This window comes from Chryseobacterium sp. NG-CE01, from assembly GCF_055695505.1.
The window spans coordinates 2,195,643-2,214,855 of the sequence record NZ_CM146369.1; the positions used below are offsets into that span (position 1 = coordinate 2,195,643).

Here is a 19,213-nt window from a genome sequence, read left to right on the forward strand (position 1 = left end):
TCACAGAAACCAACCAAATCACAAAATATTATTAACGATTAAAATTTACAAATCATGGCAACAAATTCAAGAGGAATTCTAAAATTCAACGGAGGCGAAGGTCAAAAATTGTTAAAGCTGAACTACAGCGTTTCCAGATCAACAGACGTATCGGGCAGAGTAGCTTCAGATCCCTCAAATGCATTGATCAAAGTTACAGTGGAAGCCACTGAAAAATCAGACATCCTTGAAAGCTTACTCAACGGAAAATACAAGCCTACAACCGGCGAGATCACATTCAACAAATCCCACGAAGAAGGTACTCTTATTACACTGAACTGGGAAAACGGATATGTCATTCAGCACGAAGTAGACTTTGACGCCGTAGACGAAAACAGCATGCTGATCAGTTTTGTCGTAAGTGCTGAAACAATTGATTACGGAAATTCCAAATATGAAGGTCTTTGGCCAAGTAGCGGTAACTAATCCCGAAAATCATCTTAGTAAAAATAAAATTGGTTACAGAATAGCAGCTCCTCAGAGTAGCTATTCTGTTTTTTTTCGAAAGTCATTACCAAACTTTCCCTAATATAGAATACTATATAAAAACATCCGGACTTCAGTGCGTATTTTGCACAGCTGATAATCCTCCGGACGACAATTTACAAAGCCTGAAAATACATTTTAAAGGTTCTGTTAAATTATTCCGACTTTAATAATCTCAAAAGTTAATAAATGTTATAAAATTTCTGGCAAGCCGGAAATTCATTATCTTTAATATTAATTAAAAATTAACAAAGTATGGACGCCTACAATTTTGAAAATACGATTAAACCCTTTTTTTGGGTAGCCTCAGAAAAGACTTTTTCAGTATGTTTAAATGCAGGAACTTACAAGCCGGAAATCTTTGAGTGGCGAAAAGATGAAGGTTTTGAAGGAAACGGATACGACTGGACCTCACTCGCAAAAGTTTTCATGGAAGAAAAAAAACCGCATCTGTCAGAGCATGTCAAATTTGATCCCGAAGCAGATATGTTCTGCGCCTATTCCTCAGATCCGGACAGCCTGAAAGAATTTGTCACAGACTTTAAAAAAACCTGCGAAGATGAAGTTCAGATCCAGGATCTCTTCCTGAAAGCAGAAATAGATTAAAAAACAAAGGCCTCAATGAGGTCTTTTTTACTGTAATAGTTCTTACTTTGAATAAATAGATATTAAAAATTTTTTATACCTGCTTAACGCCAAAACATTTGTAAACATCCGAATAAATTCAATATGTTTGCACCAGCTTTTCCCAAAAATACCACCATGTCCGGAAACATTCTCATCATCGATGACGAGATCAAACTCCTCAAATTATTAGGAATGATTCTCTCCCAGGAAAATTTTACCGTAAAAGAAGCTTCTACCGCACGATCTGCCATGACAATGCTTGAACAATACGAATTTGACGTCGTATTAAGTGATGTAAGGCTTCCCGATGCATTCGGGGTAGATCTCGTAAAATCAATCAAAACAAAATATCCTCATCTGGAAATCATTCTGATGACAGCCTTCGGAAATATCACCGATGCAGTTCAGGCCATGAAAAACGGGGCATACGATTATCTCGTAAAAGGTGACGACAACGAAAAAATCATTCCGCTGGTATACAAAGCTTTAGAGAAGGCCAAAGACAACACCTTACGAAAAGCACAGAAAAGCAATTCTCAAAAGGGATTTGAATCCATTATCGGAAAATCACCGCTCATCTTTCATGCTAAAAAGCTGGCAGAAAAAGTAGCCGTTACCGATGCCACCGTTCTGCTCACCGGGGAAACAGGAACAGGGAAAGAGGTTTTTGCCAATGCCATTCATCACGAAAGTGAAAGAAAGAAAAATAATTTTGTAGCCATCAATTGTTCTGCTTTCAGCCGCGAAATTCTGGAAAGTGAGCTCTTCGGACATAAAGCCGGATCATTCACCGGAGCGGTAAAAGATAAAAAAGGTCTGGTGGAAGAAGCCAATGGCGGAACTTTATTCCTTGATGAAATCGGTGAAATGCCCATTGAGCTGCAGGCCAAATTACTGCGTGTTCTCGAAACCGGGGAATTTATAAAAATGGGTGAAACCAAAGTTTCAAAATCTGACTTTAGGTTAATTGCCGCAACAAACCGGAATCTTGAAGAAGAAATAAAGCAGGGAAATTTCCGTGAAGATCTGTATTTCCGGCTCAATATTTTTGAAATCAGGCTTCCGTCACTTCGTGAAAGAAAGGAGGATTTAAAAGCTCTGGCTAAAAATTTTGTAGATGTTTTTTCTTATAAACTGCACTTATCCAATATTCAGATTACTCCCGAATATTATAAAACATTGGAAAAGAACAACTGGAAAGGAAATATCCGAGAATTGAGGAATACAATTGAAAGAAGCTTAATCCTGATGAACGAAAATACTCTTGATGTGGATAGTCTTCCGCATTATTCCGAAGATGTTTCTTCTGAAAACGATTCTTTCAGCATAAAATCTCTGGAGAAGGAACATATCCAAAAAGTCCTTCAGTACACAAAAGGAAATAAGGCCGAAGCTGCCAGATTGCTGGAAATCGGTATTGCCACATTGTACCGCAAACTGGAAGAGTATCATTTGAGATAAATGTTAATTAAAATCAACGCTGTAGATGCCAGAATTCTTGTATTTCTAAAATAAGTGAAACGCCTTTGTTTATCTTATTTTCAGGTTGTTAAAATTAATTTTTGTCTTTCTTTGCGTTTCAATTATCACTACGTTGTACAAAGTTTTTATAAAAAATGGTCTTTAGTATAGAGAATGAAGAGCATTTTATTAAAAATAATAAACAATTGATTATCATTTAATTATAACTAATTTTAAAATACATTGAAAATTAAACCATTAAGTTTTAGTTTAGAAGTTAAGAATATATAAGAGAAGCTTTGCTTTAAACTAAAAAATGCCTTAAAAATACAGGAACATAATTTTAGTCTTTTTTTAAGAAAGAACATATTAGTTAAAAAATAAAACCTATCATTTTAATAACGAGTCTATCATTTTGATAGGCTTTTTTGTTTTTTGACATATGAATAAAATTGATTAAAACATTTATTTACAATCAATTAAATCAATCCAAACAACAATGGACTTTCTTTTGGCATTGTCAGTCTGAATAAAATATTTATAAAATGACAATTTCAAGAAAAACGTTCAGAGAACGGAAATGTTCAAAGTTTAGTCTGCTTATCGTAGCCTATGTACTGTTCACTTTATTAACCCTAATTGTTGCCGTATGATGTTGCTGATTTTAATTGTTCTGAGTGCCGTATTATTCTGGATCTCTTACAAATCTGTTGAATTTTTTGATAAAATATAAAAATTATGTGGAGTTTATTTTTCCTATCCGTCATTGCTTTTGTGTACATCTGCTATGTATTAATAAAACCTGAAAAATTTTAACCCAAAATGATGAACACAGAAATTTTAGGCATTATTGCCATGTTCACGGTTACCTTAGTCATCGGTATTTTTCTCGGGAAATATATTGCTGATGTTTACGGCTACAAAAAAACCTTTTTAGACAAAATTTTTCAGCCTGCTGAAAATCTGATCTATAAAATCTCGGGTATCAATCCGAACAGGCAAATGACCTGGAAACAGAATATGTTTGCGATGTTAACCATCAATTTTGTATGGTTTATTCTTGCCTTTTTTATTCTGCTGAATCAATCCTGGCTTCCTTTAAATCCGGACGGAAATCCGGATATGTCCCCAGACTTAGCCTTCAATACCGCCATCTCTTTTTTAGTCAATTGTAATTTGCAGCATTATTCGGGTGAAACGGGCGTCAGCTATTTCAGTCAGTTGTACTTAATGTTCCTTCAGTTTGTCTCTGCTGCAATAGGAATGGCTGCAATTGCGGTTCTTTTCAAGGCTTTTAAAGATAAAACGACAACAGAGCTGGGCAATTTTTACGATTTTTTTACAAAATCTGTGATCCGTATTCTACTGCCCTTAAGCATCATTATTGCGTTTATCCTTTCATCCAACGGAAGTCCGATGACTTTTGAAGGAAAAGACCATATCACTACTCTGGAAGGCGATAAAATGGAGGTTTCACGAGGTCCGGTTGCAGCTTTTGTAGCCATCAAACATTTAGGAACAAACGGGGGTGGATTTTTCGGGACAAACTCGGCTCATCCACTGGAAAACCCGAATTATACCACCAATATGACGGAGATGATTGTACAGATGATTATTCCTTTCGCCCTGGTCTTTGCCTTAGGATTTTATCTGAAGAAAAGAAAACTTTCCTGGACAATTTTTGCCGTCATGACGATTGGTTTTCTGGCCTTAACCGTTCCGAATGTTATTAACGAAACCAACGGAAATCCTCTCATTACTCAAATGGGAACAGATTCTCATCTCGGAGCCATGGAAGGCAAAGAGATCCGTTTCGGAAGTGCTGCTTCAGCGTATTGGAGCATTGCCACAACCGTTATTTCAACAGGATCTGTCAATTCAATGCACGACAGTACAATGCCGCTTTCGGGAATGAATGAGCTTCTGGCCATGATGATTAACTGTTTCTACGGCGGATGCGGAGTCGGTATTCTCAACTATTTCATCTTCATTATTCTTGCCGTATTCATCAGTGGATTAATGGTGGGAAGAACCCCTGAATTTTTAGGAAAAAAAATTGAAGCCAAGGAAATGAAGATCGCGATGATCGTTGCATTATTTCACCCATTCCTAATTCTCGTCGGAACCGCTTTAACAGCTTATCTTCCTGAATTTGGAACAAAAACCCTGAATAATCCCGGTTTTCATGGTTTCAGTGAAATGCTGTATGAATTCACTTCATCATCCGCAAACAACGGTTCCGGTTTTGAAGGCTTGGGCGACAATACTCCATGGTGGAACATTTCCACAGGAATTGTGCTTTTACTGTCAAGATTTATCCCGATCATCGGTCCGGTAGCCATTGCAGGATTACTCGCTCAGAAAAAATATATCCCTGAGAGTGCAGGAACCCTGAAAACAGATACCGCAACTTTTGGATTTATGACGTTAGCCGTTATTCTTCTGATCGCAGCGCTGTCCTTCTTCCCGGCTCTTACTTTAGGCCCGATAGCAGAACAGCTTCAGTATTTTTCAAAATAAAATTTTCACAAAATTAAAATCAATAGTCAACCATTAAGCGAATTGGATTTTGAAAAAACATCACTTTTCATACTTTAATAATATTATCCATTTTAAATTTTCAAGATTTGGTTTGTCTTAATGGTCATATTGGTTTCCAATGATATAACACTTTCAAAACAAAATGAAAAATCAATCTCAGACATTGTTTCAAAAAGATCTGGTTAACGAAGCCATACAACAGTCTTTCGTTAAGCTGAATCCGAAAATTATGTTTAAAAATCCGGTCATGTTCCTCGTAGAGATCGGAACTGTCGTTATGCTTATTGTAAGCATATTCAGCTTAGCCGGGGATAAGTCTCAAGGCAGTTTCAGTTATAATTTTTTAGTATTCATCATCTTATTTTTTACGGTTTTATTCGCCAATTTTGCCGAAGCCATTGCCGAAGCAAGAGGAAAAGCGCAAGCAGATACTTTACGAAAAACTCGTGAGGAAACGCCCGCAAAAGTTGTCGTAAGCAACAAGCAGGGATTTCAGGTGGAAACCGTGATGAAAAAATCTGCCGAAATGAAACTGGGCGATATTTTCCTTTGCGAAGCCGGAGATCAGATCCCGATGGACGGAGAAATTATCGAAGGGCTTGCAACCATTGACGAATCTGCCATCACCGGAGAAAGCGCACCCGTAATCCGTGAAGCAGGAGGTGATAAAAGTTCCGTAACAGGAGGTACAAAAGTACTTTCCGACAGAATAAAAGTAAAAGTTACCACAAAACCGGGAGAATCTTTTTTGGATAAAATGATTGCTCTTGTAGAAGGAGCTTCCCGGCAGAAAACACCCAACGAAATCGCACTCACTATATTATTAGCAGGTTTTACGCTGACTTTTATTATCGTTACCGTTACCCTGAAACCTTTTGCAGATTATGCGCAGACGCCGATTACCATTGCGGCATTTATCTCACTTTTCGTTTGTTTGATTCCCACAACGATTGGCGGTCTGCTTTCTGCAATCGGGATCGCGGGAATGGACAGAGCTTTGAGAGTCAATGTGATCACCAAAAGTGGTAAAGCCGTTGAAACTGCGGGAGATATTGATGTTTTGCTTCTGGATAAAACAGGGACCATTACCATCGGAAACCGGAAAGCAACACAATTTCATCCATCAAATGGAATTCAGCTTGATGAGTTCATAAAAGCTTCTGCATTAAGTTCCGTTGCGGATGAAACGCCTGAAGGAAAATCGATCATCGAATTAAGCGGGTTAAAATCTGAAGACTTACTCGTTCCCAATCCGGCTTACATTGATTTTACAGCGGAAACCCGAACTTCAGGAATTGATTTTGAGAATACGAGAATCCGTAAAGGTGCTTATGACACCATTAAAAAACTGACAGAAAAAGCAGGAAATATTTTTCCTCCCGAAACACAGGAAGCCGTTACCAGAATTTCCGAAAACGGAGGAACTCCTTTGGTGGTTTCTGTGAATGAAAAAGTATGGGGCGTTATTGAGCTTCAGGATATTATCAAGACAGGAATTCAGGAGCGTTTCCAGAGATTAAGAAAAATGGGCGTGAAAACGGTAATGGTAACCGGAGATAATCCTTTAACGGCAAAATTTATCGCTGAAAAAGCAGGCGTGGATGATTTTATCGCTGAAGCAAAACCGGAAGACAAGATGAACTACATCAAAAAAGAGCAGCAGGAAGGAAAATTGGTTGCGATGATGGGCGACGGAACCAACGATGCTCCGGCACTTGCACAGGCCGATGTAGGGGTAGCCATGAACAGCGGGACCCAGGCTGCCAAAGAAGCAGGAAACATGGTGGATTTAGACAATGATCCTACGAAACTGATTGAAATTGTGGAAATCGGAAAACAGCTGCTGATGACACGCGGAACATTAACCACTTTTAGTATCGCGAATGATGTAGCCAAGTATTTTGCCATAATTCCGGCATTGTTCATTACTTTTATTCCAGCACTTCAAAAGCTGAATATTATGAATCTTCACAGCCCTGAATCGGCCATTCTATCAGCGATTATTTTTAATGCCATCATTATCCCGATTCTGATTCCGTTAGCGTTAAAAGGCGTTGCCTACAAACCCATCGGAGCCAGTGCATTGTTGAGAAGAAATCTTTTAATCTATGGTCTGGGTGGAATCATTGCTCCGTTTATCGGAATTAAACTCATTGATTTAGTTATAAGTCTTTTTTATTAGGCTAAAAGTTTGAAACTGGAAATGAAACGTAATATTTTAACTTCCGTCATCCTTCTTCCATCTTCCATCCATTCAACTCAAAAATTTAATTCAAATGAAAAATCATATTATATCCGCATTAAAGCTCACACTGGTAATGCTTGTAATCGTCGGGATTTACTTAGGAATCGTTTATGCAGGTTCTCAATTTTTGCCTACCCGGGGAAATGCAGAAATCATCAATTTTAAAGGACAGAAATTTTACGCTAATATCGGACAGAATTTTACATCTCCGAAATATTTTCACGGCCGTCCTTCTGCGGTAGATTATAATGCAGCTGGAAGTGCCGGAAGCAATAAAGGACCCAGCAACGAAGAGTATCTTCAGGCCGTACAGAAAAGAATTGATACTTTAAAAATAATGAACCCTGAAATGCAAGACGCCAAAGTACCTGTAGAATTGGTAACGGCAAGCGGAAGCGGCCTCGATCCTGATATTTCTCCGGAAGGCGCTCTGTATCAGGTTAAAAGAGTTGCGAAAAACAGAAATGTAAGTTCAGAAAAACTGGAACAGCTTATCAAAAATCAAACAGAAACCTCTTTTTTCGGTCCGTCAAAAGTAAATGTATTACAACTAAACATTGCTCTGGACCAGCTTAAATAAATTTTTATGAAAAAATATATTGTGGCATTCATCCTTTCAGGACTTTTTTTACCAAAGGCACAAAATACAGATTCTGCCAGGCTAAAGATCTCCGCTTACGCTGAAGTTTTTTATACCTATGATTTCAATGAACCTTCCGGAAGGAGCAGACAAAACTTTTTGTACAGCTACAACAGGCACAATGAAGTTAACCTCAATTTAGGCCTGATTAAAGCCAATTATGAAACCGACAGGATGCGCGCCAATCTCGCTCTGATGGCAGGAACGTATGCACACGATAATCTGGCTGCGGAACAGTACGCTCTGAAATATGTAAATGAAGCCAATATCGGGATTAAAATTTCCAATACAAAAGATCTGTGGATTGATGCAGGAATTATGCCGTCACACATTGGCTGGGAAAGCGCAATCGGGAAAGATAATATCAATCTTACCAGAAGCCTCGCTGCAGAAAATTCCCCGTATTTCGAAACCGGAGCTAAAGTTTCTTACACTTCGGATAACGGAAAATGGTTTCTGAGCGGTCTTGTTTTAAACGGATGGCAGAGGATTGCAAAAGCAGAAGGAAATAAAAGTCTTTCGTTCGGGCATCAGCTAACCTTTAAACCCAATGTCAAGATTACACTGAACAGCAGTTCATTTATAGGGAACGATAAACCGCAGGATGATAAAAGAATGCGCTACTTCCACGATCTCTATGGAAATTTTCAACTGACGGATCACTTCTCAACGACTTTGGGTTTTGATATCGGAGCTGAACAGAAAGACAAAGGAAGTGAAAGCTATAACATTTGGTATTCTCCAAACGTATTGATGAAGTATCAGTTTGACAATCAATGGAGTCTTGCGGGACGGGTGGAGTATTTCAGCGACAGGAACGGAGTGATTATCGCTACGGAAACGCCTAATGGATTTCAGACTTTCGGATATTCTCTGAATGTAGATTATCAGATCGTGAAAAATGTTGTTTTTCGAACAGAAGCCAGAGGGTTTACTTCCAAAGATGCTATTTTTATAAAGAATGATAATTTCAGAAAAGGAAATTTCTTCATCGCAACCAGTTTAGCTGCCTGGTTCTGAGAGAAGTATTAAGTCTAAGGCCGGAAACCTCACAGGTTTTTAAAACCTGTGAGGTTTGTAAAGATTTTAAAAACTCAGATTATCCTTCAAAAAATAAAATTAAAAACAATAAAAGCCATGTCTTCTTCAGCGAAAGATTTTTTAGAACTCATCCAGAAATCACGAAAAGGGAAATTTAAAATCTACATCGGAATGAGCGCAGGTGTAGGAAAAACCTTCCGTATGCTACAGGAGGCGCAAGCACTTTTGCGAAATGGAATTGACGTGAAAATCGGCTATATTGAAACTCACGGAAGAGAAGAAACTGTCGCTTTAACAGAAGGAATTCCTGAAATACCGAGAAGATCTTCTTTTTACAAAGGCAAAAACCTGGAGGAAATGGATCTTCAGACCATTATTAATATGCATCCTGAAGTTGTTTTGGTAGACGAATTGGCGCATACCAACATCGAAGGTTCCAAAAATAACAAACGATGGCAGGATGTTCTGGAAATTCTTGATAACGGAATTAATGTGATCAGTGCGATGAATATTCAGCATATTGAAAGCCTGAATGAAGAAGTAAAGAAAATAACCGGAATAGAAGTCTCGGAAAGGGTTCCCGATAAAATTCTCGCATTGGCGGATGAAGTTGTAAATATCGATTTAACGGCCGATGAACTTCTTACACGTCTGAAAGAAGGAAAAATTTACAAAAAAGAGAAAATCCAAACAGCTTTAAGCAATTTTTTCCAAAGCGGACATATTCTACAGCTTCGTGAGCTGGCCTTAAAAGAAGTGGCCACCCATGTTGAAAAAAAAGTTGAAACGGAGATCAAAACGGAAAACTTTAAGCCGGTAAAATTCCTGGCATGCATCAGCAGTAACGGAAAAACTGCAAAGAATATCATCCGAAAAACTGCAAGACTGGCAAGCTATTACAACAGTCCGTGGACAGTTCTTTACATCCAGAAACCATCCGAAAGCCTTGAAAAAATCGCACTGGATAAGCAGCGTTATTTGATTAATAATTTTAATTTAGCAGAGGAATTGGGCGCTAAAGTAATTCGCCTGAAAAACAACAGTGTACACAAAGGAATCCTGGATTATGTGGTTGAACACAATATTACCACGGTGTGTATGGGAAAGCCGCGTGCAAAATTATGGCAGAGAATTTTCGGGTACAGCTGGATCTACACCCTGATGAACCACCTTAATGAACGGCAGACCGATATTATTATTTTATCCTGAAATCGATGAAACTAAAAACAAAACTTACCTTAGGCGTCGGTCTTCTTTTTCTGCTGATTGTCCTGCTTTCAGTAATGGGATCGGTCTACATCAATAAACTGAAATCCGATACCGAGAAAATTCTGAATGCCAATTACAACAGTATCGAATTTTCAAAAAATATGCTTCTCGCTCTGGATCGCATCGGTACCGATAGTGCCGTAGCCGTGCAGGCGTTTAAGAAAAACAACCAGCTTCAGGAAGAAAACCTTACGGAATTCGGGGAGAAAGAGGCCACCCAAAGTCTCAATATTCATTTCAACAGCTATCTTAATAGTCCGGATGCCGAAAAAGAAAAACTCATCCGAGAAGACCTTGTAAAGATCATGACCCTCAATATGAAAGGTATTGAACGGAAAAGTGATATGGCAATTATCACTGCAGAAAATGCAACATTCTGGATCGTAAGTCTGGGAACGGTATGTTTCCTGATTGCTTTTGTGTTGTTGTTTAATCTTCCGCAAACCATCGCGGAGCCGATTAGCCAGCTCACTTTCAGTATCAGGCAGATTGCCAATAAAAATTACAGCGAAAGAGTCTATTTTAAGGGCAGTGAAGAATTCAGCGATCTTGCCCAGTCATTTAACATAATGGCTGAAAAGCTTCAGGAATATGAAAGCAGCACCCTTTCTAAACAGCTGATGGATAAAAAGCGTATTGAGACCCTCGTCAACAATATGCATGATGCCGTAATCGGTCTGGATGAAAATCACTTCATCTACATGATCAATGATGAAGCTTTGAAAATCACGAATTTAAATAAAAATGAAATTATCGGGAAAACCGTTCATGAAGTGGCGGTGAATAATGATCTGATAAGGGAACTGCTGAAAAATATGGATCATCCTCAAAAAGATCTAATCAAAATTGTTTCCGAGCGTAAAGAAAATTATTTTGAGCAGGAGGTTATTCCGATTAATATTGTAAAAACGGGTGAAAAAGAAAAAAGATACATCGGAAGAGTGATTCTACTGAGAAATATTACGCCTTTCAAGGAGCTTGATTTTGCCAAAACCAATTTTATCGCCACGATCTCTCATGAACTTAAAACTCCGATTTCTGCTATTAAAATGGGGGTTCAGCTGCTGGAAAATCAAAAATTCGGATCACTGAATGAACAGCAGAGAGAACTGGTGAAAGGCATCAGCGAAGACGGCCAGCGCCTTTTGGATATTACCGGGGAACTGCTGAATTTATCGCAGGTGGAAACCGGAAATATCCGCCTGAATATTGAGCGTTGTTCACCGAAAGATATGGTTCAGGCAGCAATAAAAAATGTGGAAAAACTTGCGGAACAAAAAAATATTTCTCTGAAAACGGATTATGAGATTGAGGATACGGATCTTGTGGCTGCTGATTTTGATAAAACAGTCTGGGTTATTAATAATTTTCTGAGCAATGCGATTAAATATTCTTTTCAGGATGAAAGTATTTCTGTACATGTTGAAAGAAAGGAGTCATCAATACAGTTCAGCATTACAGATACCGGGAAAGGAATTGATGAAAAATACCACCGCCAGATTTTCGACCGTTATTTTCAGGTTCCGGGCGAACATCAGAATGGTACCGGTCTGGGACTCGCCATTTCCAAGAATTTCATTGAAAAGCAACATGGGGAAATTGGAGTGAAAAGCGCACCGAATCAGGGAAGTACTTTTTATTTTACACTGCCGATGGTTTAGAGATTTTTTTCTACATTTGGTATAAATTCAAATAGATGAATACATCAGATTTAAAAATTGATTTAATAAAGAGAATCACTCAACTGAAAGAGCCCAGAATTATTGAAGAACTTCAGAAGCTTTTGGATTTTGAATTGAGTACCAATGAGTATATTCTTACTGATTCTCAAAAAGAAAGGATTGCAGAAGCTCAGCAGGAATATAGAAAATCTGAGGTTATTACCGATGAACAAGCTAGTCAGGATATTGAGCAATGGCTAAAAGAAAAATAGTTTGGACTCAGAAAGCCCAAGCTGAAAGAAAAGATATTCTTCAATATTGGATTGTCAGAAATAAATCAAAGACATTTAGTGTAAAGCTCAATAATTTGATTTTGAATACTCTTCAGTTATTAGCAGAACATCCTACCGTAGGAAGAAAAACAGAGCTTCTTAATGTAAGGGTCAAAATTGTTCGTGATTATTTGATTTTGTATGAATTCTCCGATACTGAGCTAATTGTTCTTTCAATTTGGGATGGAAGAAGGCTGGAACCGGTCTAAACACTGTTAATTTAATGTTTCACCTAAGGTAATGGTATTATAATTAAGATAGGGTTTCGGGCGGGAGCGAAGCTCCCGCCCGAAACTTTTCACCATAACTCAGATATCAGTAAAATAAGTAATTTAGAGCAAACTAAAAAAAATGAAACCTACCTTTTTTTCCACTCCGCAGGAATTCAGAAAATGGCTTGAAGAATATCATCAGGCTGAAAAGGAACTGTTGGTTGGATTTTACAAAGTCGGAACCGGAAAACCATCTATAACGTGGCCGGAATCGGTGGATCAGGCTTTATGTTTCGGATGGATCGACGGCGTAAGGAGATCGATTGATGAGGAAAGCTACAGCATCCGTTTTACGCCAAGAAAACCGACAAGTATCTGGAGTGCCGTCAATATCAAAAAAATGGAGGAACTTACAAAAGCAGGCCTCATGACGGAGGCCGGAGAAAAAGCTTTTCAACTCAGAAAAGAGCACAAATCGGCGGTCTATTCGCATGAAAATGAAACGGCTACACTGAGTCCGGAATTTGAAAAACAGTTTAAAGCCAACAAAAAAGCATGGGAATTTTTCAACAATCAGGCGCCGTCTTACAGAAAGGTAATGCTGCACTGGATCATGAGGGCAAAACAGGAAAAAACAAGATTATCGAGGTTAGAAAAGACGATTAAGGAAAGTGAAGCGGGAAATAGAATTTCATTTTATGGCTGAATCGGCAGTCTAATACTTAATAATCTATTTTAAACATCTGCAAATAAAATCCTAACTTTGAAGCCTTAAACAAGAAAAGATTAACAATGCATACAGACACATTAGATTTTTGGGTAGGAAATTTCAACAGTGAAGAAGATTTTTATGATTTTGTGGAAGAAGACGAAAGCTATTATCTCCTTGAAGAATCTGATGATACCCATATTTCAAAATTTGCCGCTTCTCAGGGTGTAGTTTGGCTTGATCACGATTTCGTAGAATATGGTTTTGAAGGCGGAAACAGAACGATTTACGAAAAATTTGCGGAATATTCTTTTGCCGAACAATGGCTTCCGATACTCGTGAACAGACTTAATGAAATCAATCTGAAATTTGAAGTGAATGCCATCATCTTTCTCAGTCAGGGCCAGGTTCCGAAGCCTGTTTCTATAGAAAACGACTTTTTCTCGTTGACGTATGTGGGCGGTATTGAATTTAGTGCGTAAGCTTATCGCTACAAACATATAATTTAAACTAACCATGAATATTCACTCTGTTCTCCAGATTGGTGATTACCATATCAATCACTGCGAAGATTTTTTGATCACAAAGAAAATCGGAAGCAATAAAACCTTGTGTGCCGTAATGGACGGATGCTCAACAGCCATGGAAAGTCAGTTTGCATCTGCTTTGTTTGGCAAGATTTTGCGAAAAATAGGTGTTGAAAAGGGATACAAAGAATTATATGAACCCAATCATACAGATGATATTGAAGAAGAACTGAAAACTATTATAAAAGAGCTTTTTAAAGAAATCATTGCGCTCAAAAATCATCTTATGCTTGATGAAAAGGAGCTTCTTACCACCTTGATGATCCTACTTTACGATATAAAAAAAGAAGAGGGGATTATTTTAAGTATTGGAGACGGCTTGGTTTGTATTGATGGGAAAATTACTGAATTTGAAAGAAATAACAAACCCGATTATCTCGCCTATCATTTTAAAGAAAACTTTGAAGACTGGTATCTTAACCAGACCCAGAAGATTTTTGTCAGTCAGATTAAAGATGTTTCCATTGCAACAGACGGAATTTCCTCATTTGAAGCAATTAAAAAAACTGATCACGATGAGAAGATTGATCCTATTAATTATCTTCTTGTAGACACAGACAATATCGGTTCCGAAGAAATGCTTTCCAAAAAATTAAAAAGACTGGAACATTATTACGGATTGAAGCCTACTGATGATCTCGCTGTTATCAGAATGACAAAATAAAACTAAACCATGAAACAATTTAAACTTACAGGCGGTGCCAAAATTGGCAGAGTAAATACCAGTTATCCCTTTGCAACTCTTTACGCAGACGAAAATACGCTCAAAATAGATGCTTCACTTGCCGGAAATGTTATTTTCCAGCCGCAGGATATTATTTCAATTAAGCCTTACAAAGCCATTCCTTTAATCGGACAGGGGATTAAAATCTTACATCGGGTAGAAAATTACAAACAGAACGTGATTTTCTGGACCATGAAAGACCCTGAATTTGTGATCAGCCAGATTAAACAGACCGGATTTTTGGAGAAAGCTAATTTTCCACTTGCCGAAAAAGATCCGCAGATCATCCGTCAGCAGAGACAGGGCGGATTCCCATTAAAATCTTTTGTACCTGTTGTTTTTATTCTCCTTTTGAACGGTCTCTTTTCGTATGATATGGTTCCTTTGTTCTTCGGTCACTATTCCGGCAATAATTTTGGATTTGGAATCTGCACCGCACTGGGTTTGCTTTTCCTTACTGCTTTAATGACGCTCATTTCCGGAGGATTTAGAAAGCTTATTCTGAAAGATGGCAGAGAATTGGAAGATGTTAAGAAGTTTGCCATCTTTATTTTGCTGATTAGCGGAATAATGTTTGCCGCGTTTCTTACCTTAGCATTATCTAATTAAAATCATGGTTTCCAGAAAGCTGCTCATTATCACTGTGATTGTTGTACTGTTGCTTATTACAGCGCATATTTTAGGCGGATATCTGATTATGTATCCCATAAAACCTGACTTTTGGACGGTTGTGTCGGAAAGCAGTCCGCAATACCTTTTAATCGCTTTAGCTTTATTTGCCTTGATTGCATGGCTGATTAGTCATCTGAAAATTAAAAATCTAAAGCCTGAAAATAGATTTCTTTTAGTATTTACCGTACTCTGCGGTATATTGTTAACATTCATTGTATATTTTGATGCAGCTACTTACATCTCAACCCGAAAAGAAATCAGAGAATCTGAAGATGAATATATACAGCAGGCTAAAGAAGATATCAAAAAAGATAACGTTATGTATCGATATGCAGGTGGACTTTCTATTCCGGGATATGATGTGAAAACGCAGAATAAAATCGACAGTATCCGGAAAAAATTCGGGATAAGTTATTTCAATACAGGCTGTATTGTTGATGTAATTGATGGTGAAGGACAACAAAAATATGAAGAAACGGTAAAACCTTACCTCGAAAAAAGAAATGGTAGAGGCTGGGAAGAAAAGATGAATAAGGAAATTGAAAATTTGAACAAATAAACCTGCTGCATTCTTACAACAGATAAATGAAAAATGTTTCGACTGGCTCAATATGACATTTACTAAAAATTCACCGTTTAAACAGACAGTTAGTATTAGCGTTGTCATGCTGAGCCTGTCGAAGCATCTATATTTTAAAAAATCAATGCGCTTCCAGCCAGTTATTCCCGATACCCACTTCTACCAATAACGGAACCTGCGTTTCAATCGCATTTTCCATTTCCATTTTAATGATGTTGGTGGCAACTTCAATTTCATCAGCCGGAGCTTCAAAAACCAATTCGTCATGTACCTGAAGCAGCATTTTAGTTTTTAATTTTTCTTTTTCCAGTTCTTTCTGAATTTTAATCATCGCTACCTTTACCACATCGGCTGCACTTCCCTGGATTGGAGCATTGACGGCATTTCTTTCAGCATGTCCGCGAACTACAAAATTGTTCGAATTGATATCTTTCAAATGACGCTTTCTTCCCAGAATGGTTTCCACATAACCGATTTCACGGGCTCTTTTCACCTGTTCTGCCATATATTCCTTCAGTTTCGGATAGGAGGCATAATAGGCATCGATCATCTGTTTGGCTTCGCTTCTGGACAATCCGGTCTGCTCGGCAAGAGCAAAAGCGCCCTGTCCATATAAAATTCCGAAGTTCACGGTTTTAGCCTGGCTTCTCTGGATTTTTGAAACCTCTTCCAGCGGAATATTAAATAATCTCGCCGCTGTTGAGGCGTGGATATCTTCTCCGTCCTGGAAAGCCTTGATCATATTGTCTTCTCCTGAAATTTCAGCAATCAGCCGAAGCTCAATCTGTGAATAATCGGCAGAAATAATCTTTTTATCTTCTCCTGCCACAAAAGCACCACGGATCTGCTGACCTCTCAACGTTCTGATCGGAATATTCTGAAGATTCGGATTGACACTTGCCAGACGGCCCGTTGCTGCGGTGGTCTGTGAGAAATTCGTATGGACACGGTTATCCGATTTATCAATCTGCGATGGCAATGCATCCACGTATGTTGATTTTAATTTCTGATACGTCCTGTATTCAAGAATATGCTGAATAATCTCATGTTTAGACGCAAGCTTCTGCAGAATATCTTCCGAAGTAGCATATTGTCCGGTTTTGGTCTTCTTGGCCTTCGGGTCCAGCTGAAGCTTTTCAAAAAGAATATCTCCCAGCTGTTTTGGGGAATTGACATTGAATTCTTCCCCGGAAAGTTCAAAAATCTTCGCTTCCAGCTGTTTCAGGTCGTTTTCCAGATCTATACTTTCCTGGGCGAGCCATTTCTCATCGAGTGAAATTCCGGACAGTTCCATTTTAGCCAAAACTTCCATCAGAGGCATTTCTATATTGAAGAACAGATCTTCTAAATTTTCTTTTTTAAGCTGCGGGGCAAAAAGCTCATACAGCTGAAAAGTTACGTCGGCATCTTCGGCTGCGTAATCGGTCTGTGTTCTGAGATCTGCATCACGAAAATTTCCCTGTTTTTTTCCTTTTTTACCGATAATGGTTTCAATGGAAACCGGCTTATAACCCAGGTACATTTCGGAAAGATAGTCCATTCCGTGTCTTCCGTCAGGATTCAGGAGGTAATGTGCGATCATCGTGTCGAACATCGCGCCTTTCACCGTGATATTGTATCTTCTGAGGATTTTATAATCAAACTTCAAATTGTGCGCTACTTTGACGACATCTTCCTTTTCGAAAAAAGGCCTGAAAATTTCCAGCGTCTGCAATACTTCACCCTGATCTTCCGAAAGGGGAACATAATACGCCAATCCTTTTTTGTAGCTGAAACTCATTCCTACAAGCTCGGCCTCGAGTTCGTTAAGAGAAGTGGTTTCAGTGTCGAAGCAGACTACACGCTGTTTTAATAAATTGTCGACAAGAATTTTCTGGGCTTTGGGATTACTGATAAACTGATACAGGTGATCATTCTGCTCAATCGTAGCCTTCGTTGAGGTAGCCTGATCCAGCTCTTCATAAGTGGCAAAAAGATCGAGCTGTCCCACTGCCTGCGCTACTTTTTGCTGTGGTGTTTCGGCAACGGTAATATCAATCTCTGCAACGACAACAGTTCCTGTTGATGATGGGGCAAACGCACGGTAAAGATTTTCGTACAGCCTTCTGAATTCTATTTCGTCGAAAACTTCTTTTACTTTTTCAAAATCCGGAGTTTCCAGGTCATATTGTTCCTGGTGGAATTCAATAGGTGCATCACAGATAATGGTGGCCAGCTTTTTAGATAAAATTCCTCTTTCTGCTGAAGCTTCCACTTTTTCTTTTAATTTACCCTTTAGCTTGTCGGTGTTGGCCAGCAGGGTTTCAATATTTCCGAATTCTTTCAGGAATTTCATGGCTGTTTTTTCACCTACGCCCTCAAGGCCGGGAATATTATCCACAGAATCTCCCATCATCGCCAGGAAATCGATCACCTGTTTAGGATCTTCAATTTCGTATTTGGCTTTAACTTCTTCTACACCTAAAATCTCAATATCGCTGCCTTTTAGTCCCGGCTTGTAAATTTTTATTTTATCTGTGACAAGCTGTGCAAAATCTTTGTCGGGAGTTACCATAAACGTGGTATAGCCTTCTTTTTCTGCTTTACAGGCGATGGTTCCGATCACATCATCTGCTTCATATCCCGGAACGCCCAGGATAGGAATATGCATGGCCTGCAGAATTCTGTGTATATACGGAATAGCATTTTGTATGGCTTCCGGTGTTTCGCTTCTGTTGGCTTTATATTCAGAAAAATCTCCCGTTCTTATGCTGGCTTCACCCACATCAAAAACCACTGCAAGATGAGTAGGCCGTTCCCTTCTGATCAATTCGATCAGGGAATTGGTAAATCCGAAAATAGCTGAAGTATCCAGACCTTTGCTGGTGAGTCTCGGATTTCTGATCAGAGCATAATATCCTCTGAAAATCATTGCATAAGCATCGATCAGGAATAATCTTTTATCTTGTGTTGCGTCCATATTGTCCATAAAAAACAAATATAAGAAAAAGAGTTCTTTTAATAGGGAAATGTGCAAAGGATTAACCTGAGATGTTATCGGTTATTTTTCAACAATATACTTTTATAAACCACCCTTTTTCCTTCAATTTTGAACCTTACAGGCTGGTTTTTGAGCCTCTGAGGTTCGCCGTTGAACCTTTTTGCCTCGTTATCGAGTCTTTTAGGCTGGTTTTTCATTCTTTTAGACTCGTCGGAGAGTGTTTTTGATTCATCATTGAGTCTTGTAGACTGGTTTTTCAGTCTTTCTGATTCATGGTCGCGTCTTTTTTGCTCAACATTGAGCTTGTTAGAGTCGACAGAATCAAATCTTCAAATTCAGACTTAATCTATTTTTATATCAAGCGTGTTGTACATGAATGTTTATGTCTTTAATAACGTACGTTAATC

The 19,213-nt window shown here is 38.5% G+C and carries 17 protein-coding genes; 16 read left to right on the forward strand and 1 reads right to left on the reverse strand.

Annotated elements, in window-relative coordinates:
• Window positions 1-54 precede the first annotated feature (54 nt).
• The 16 genes from tssD (at window position 55) to ACYT6F_RS10520 (ending at window position 15,805) form a co-directional block, all read left to right on the forward strand.
• Window positions 55-465, forward strand: a complete 411-nt coding sequence (gene tssD, locus ACYT6F_RS10445) for a type VI secretion system tube protein TssD (protein ID WP_029296847.1) — start codon at window positions 55-57, stop codon at window positions 463-465.
• 315 nt (window positions 466-780) lie between these two features.
• Entirely contained in the window at window positions 781-1,131 is a 351-nt protein-coding gene (locus ACYT6F_RS10450; RefSeq protein ID WP_472597632.1) for an immunity 51 family protein, read from the forward strand.
• Window positions 1,132-1,287: 156 nt separating this feature from the next.
• On the forward strand, window positions 1,288-2,613 hold the full coding sequence (locus ACYT6F_RS10455) for a sigma-54-dependent transcriptional regulator (protein ID WP_472601112.1): 1,326 nt from the start codon (window positions 1,288-1,290) through the stop codon (window positions 2,611-2,613).
• An 825-nt stretch (window positions 2,614-3,438) separates the two neighbouring features.
• Entirely contained in the window at window positions 3,439-5,133 is a 1,695-nt protein-coding gene (gene kdpA / locus ACYT6F_RS10460; protein ID WP_472601113.1) for a potassium-transporting ATPase subunit KdpA, read from the forward strand.
• A gap of 163 nt (window positions 5,134-5,296) precedes the next feature.
• Window positions 5,297-7,336: a potassium-transporting ATPase subunit KdpB gene (gene kdpB, locus ACYT6F_RS10465; RefSeq protein ID WP_472597633.1), complete on the forward strand. Its 2,040-nt coding sequence runs from the start codon at window positions 5,297-5,299 to the stop codon at window positions 7,334-7,336.
• A 94-nt stretch (window positions 7,337-7,430) separates the two neighbouring features.
• Window positions 7,431-7,979, forward strand: a complete 549-nt coding sequence (gene kdpC / locus ACYT6F_RS10470) for a K(+)-transporting ATPase subunit C (protein WP_472597634.1) — start codon at window positions 7,431-7,433, stop codon at window positions 7,977-7,979.
• A gap of 6 nt (window positions 7,980-7,985) precedes the next feature.
• The gene (locus ACYT6F_RS10475) at window positions 7,986-9,059 is read left to right on the forward strand and encodes a porin (RefSeq protein ID WP_472597635.1); all 1,074 of its coding nucleotides are present in this window, start codon (window positions 7,986-7,988) and stop codon (window positions 9,057-9,059) included.
• 117 nt (window positions 9,060-9,176) lie between these two features.
• Complete coding sequence (locus ACYT6F_RS10480; RefSeq protein WP_472597636.1) at window positions 9,177-10,289, forward strand: sensor protein KdpD; 1,113 nt, start codon at window positions 9,177-9,179, stop codon at window positions 10,287-10,289.
• 5 nt (window positions 10,290-10,294) lie between these two features.
• Window positions 10,295-12,010, forward strand: coding sequence for a HAMP domain-containing sensor histidine kinase (locus ACYT6F_RS10485; RefSeq protein ID WP_472597637.1), 1,716 nt, complete (start codon window positions 10,295-10,297; stop codon window positions 12,008-12,010).
• Between the two features lie 35 nt (window positions 12,011-12,045).
• Window positions 12,046-12,282 (forward strand): hypothetical protein, encoded by a 237-nt coding sequence (locus ACYT6F_RS10490; protein ID WP_472597638.1) that lies wholly within the window; start codon window positions 12,046-12,048, stop codon window positions 12,280-12,282.
• Window positions 12,264-12,551 carry a type II toxin-antitoxin system RelE/ParE family toxin gene (locus ACYT6F_RS10495; protein ID WP_472597639.1) on the forward strand — a complete coding sequence of 96 codons (288 nt, stop codon included), beginning with the start codon at window positions 12,264-12,266 and terminating at the stop codon, window positions 12,549-12,551. The genes ACYT6F_RS10490 and ACYT6F_RS10495 overlap by 19 nt, the downstream gene beginning before the upstream one ends.
• A 142-nt stretch (window positions 12,552-12,693) precedes the next feature.
• Entirely contained in the window at window positions 12,694-13,260 is a 567-nt protein-coding gene (locus ACYT6F_RS10500; protein ID WP_472597640.1) for a YdeI/OmpD-associated family protein, read from the forward strand.
• Window positions 13,261-13,346: 86 nt separating this feature from the next.
• Complete coding sequence (locus ACYT6F_RS10505) at window positions 13,347-13,745, forward strand: immunity 22 family protein (RefSeq protein ID WP_472597641.1); 399 nt, start codon at window positions 13,347-13,349, stop codon at window positions 13,743-13,745.
• A 34-nt stretch (window positions 13,746-13,779) separates the two neighbouring features.
• The gene (locus ACYT6F_RS10510) at window positions 13,780-14,514 is read left to right on the forward strand and encodes a protein phosphatase 2C domain-containing protein (RefSeq protein ID WP_472597642.1); all 735 of its coding nucleotides are present in this window, start codon (window positions 13,780-13,782) and stop codon (window positions 14,512-14,514) included.
• A 9-nt stretch (window positions 14,515-14,523) separates the two neighbouring features.
• Window positions 14,524-15,183, forward strand: a complete 660-nt coding sequence (locus ACYT6F_RS10515) for a hypothetical protein (protein ID WP_472597643.1) — start codon at window positions 14,524-14,526, stop codon at window positions 15,181-15,183.
• 4 nt (window positions 15,184-15,187) lie between these two features.
• The gene (locus ACYT6F_RS10520; RefSeq protein WP_472597644.1) at window positions 15,188-15,805 is read left to right on the forward strand and encodes an FEKKY domain-containing protein; all 618 of its coding nucleotides are present in this window, start codon (window positions 15,188-15,190) and stop codon (window positions 15,803-15,805) included.
• A gap of 142 nt (window positions 15,806-15,947) precedes the next feature.
• On the opposite strand, the gene polA is transcribed toward ACYT6F_RS10520, so the two are convergent.
• A complete protein-coding gene (polA, locus tag ACYT6F_RS10525) occupies window positions 15,948-18,785 on the reverse strand; it encodes a DNA polymerase I (protein ID WP_472601114.1) in 2,838 nt (945 codons plus the stop codon).
• Window positions 18,786-19,213: the final 428 nt, after the last annotated feature.

Coding starts and splice junctions, on each gene's coding strand:
- tssD (WP_029296847.1), top strand. CDS start 55: ATGGCAACAAATTCAAGAGGAATTCTAAAATTCAACGGAGGCGAAGGT.
- ACYT6F_RS10450 (WP_472597632.1), top strand. CDS start 781: ATGGACGCCTACAATTTTGAAAATACGATTAAACCCTTTTTTTGGGTA.
- ACYT6F_RS10455 (WP_472601112.1), top strand. CDS start 1,288: ATGTCCGGAAACATTCTCATCATCGATGACGAGATCAAACTCCTCAAA.
- kdpA (WP_472601113.1), top strand. CDS start 3,439: ATGAACACAGAAATTTTAGGCATTATTGCCATGTTCACGGTTACCTTA.
- kdpB (WP_472597633.1), top strand. CDS start 5,297: ATGAAAAATCAATCTCAGACATTGTTTCAAAAAGATCTGGTTAACGAA.
- kdpC (WP_472597634.1), top strand. CDS start 7,431: ATGAAAAATCATATTATATCCGCATTAAAGCTCACACTGGTAATGCTT.
- ACYT6F_RS10475 (WP_472597635.1), top strand. CDS start 7,986: ATGAAAAAATATATTGTGGCATTCATCCTTTCAGGACTTTTTTTACCA.
- ACYT6F_RS10480 (WP_472597636.1), top strand. CDS start 9,177: ATGTCTTCTTCAGCGAAAGATTTTTTAGAACTCATCCAGAAATCACGA.
- ACYT6F_RS10485 (WP_472597637.1), top strand. CDS start 10,295: ATGAAACTAAAAACAAAACTTACCTTAGGCGTCGGTCTTCTTTTTCTG.
- ACYT6F_RS10490 (WP_472597638.1), top strand. CDS start 12,046: ATGAATACATCAGATTTAAAAATTGATTTAATAAAGAGAATCACTCAA.
- ACYT6F_RS10495 (WP_472597639.1), top strand. CDS start 12,264: ATGGCTAAAAGAAAAATAGTTTGGACTCAGAAAGCCCAAGCTGAAAGA.
- ACYT6F_RS10500 (WP_472597640.1), top strand. CDS start 12,694: ATGAAACCTACCTTTTTTTCCACTCCGCAGGAATTCAGAAAATGGCTT.
- ACYT6F_RS10505 (WP_472597641.1), top strand. CDS start 13,347: ATGCATACAGACACATTAGATTTTTGGGTAGGAAATTTCAACAGTGAA.
- ACYT6F_RS10510 (WP_472597642.1), top strand. CDS start 13,780: ATGAATATTCACTCTGTTCTCCAGATTGGTGATTACCATATCAATCAC.
- ACYT6F_RS10515 (WP_472597643.1), top strand. CDS start 14,524: ATGAAACAATTTAAACTTACAGGCGGTGCCAAAATTGGCAGAGTAAAT.
- ACYT6F_RS10520 (WP_472597644.1), top strand. CDS start 15,188: ATGGTTTCCAGAAAGCTGCTCATTATCACTGTGATTGTTGTACTGTTG.
- polA (WP_472601114.1), bottom strand. CDS start 18,785: ATGGACGCAACACAAGATAAAAGATTATTCCTGATCGATGCTTATGCA.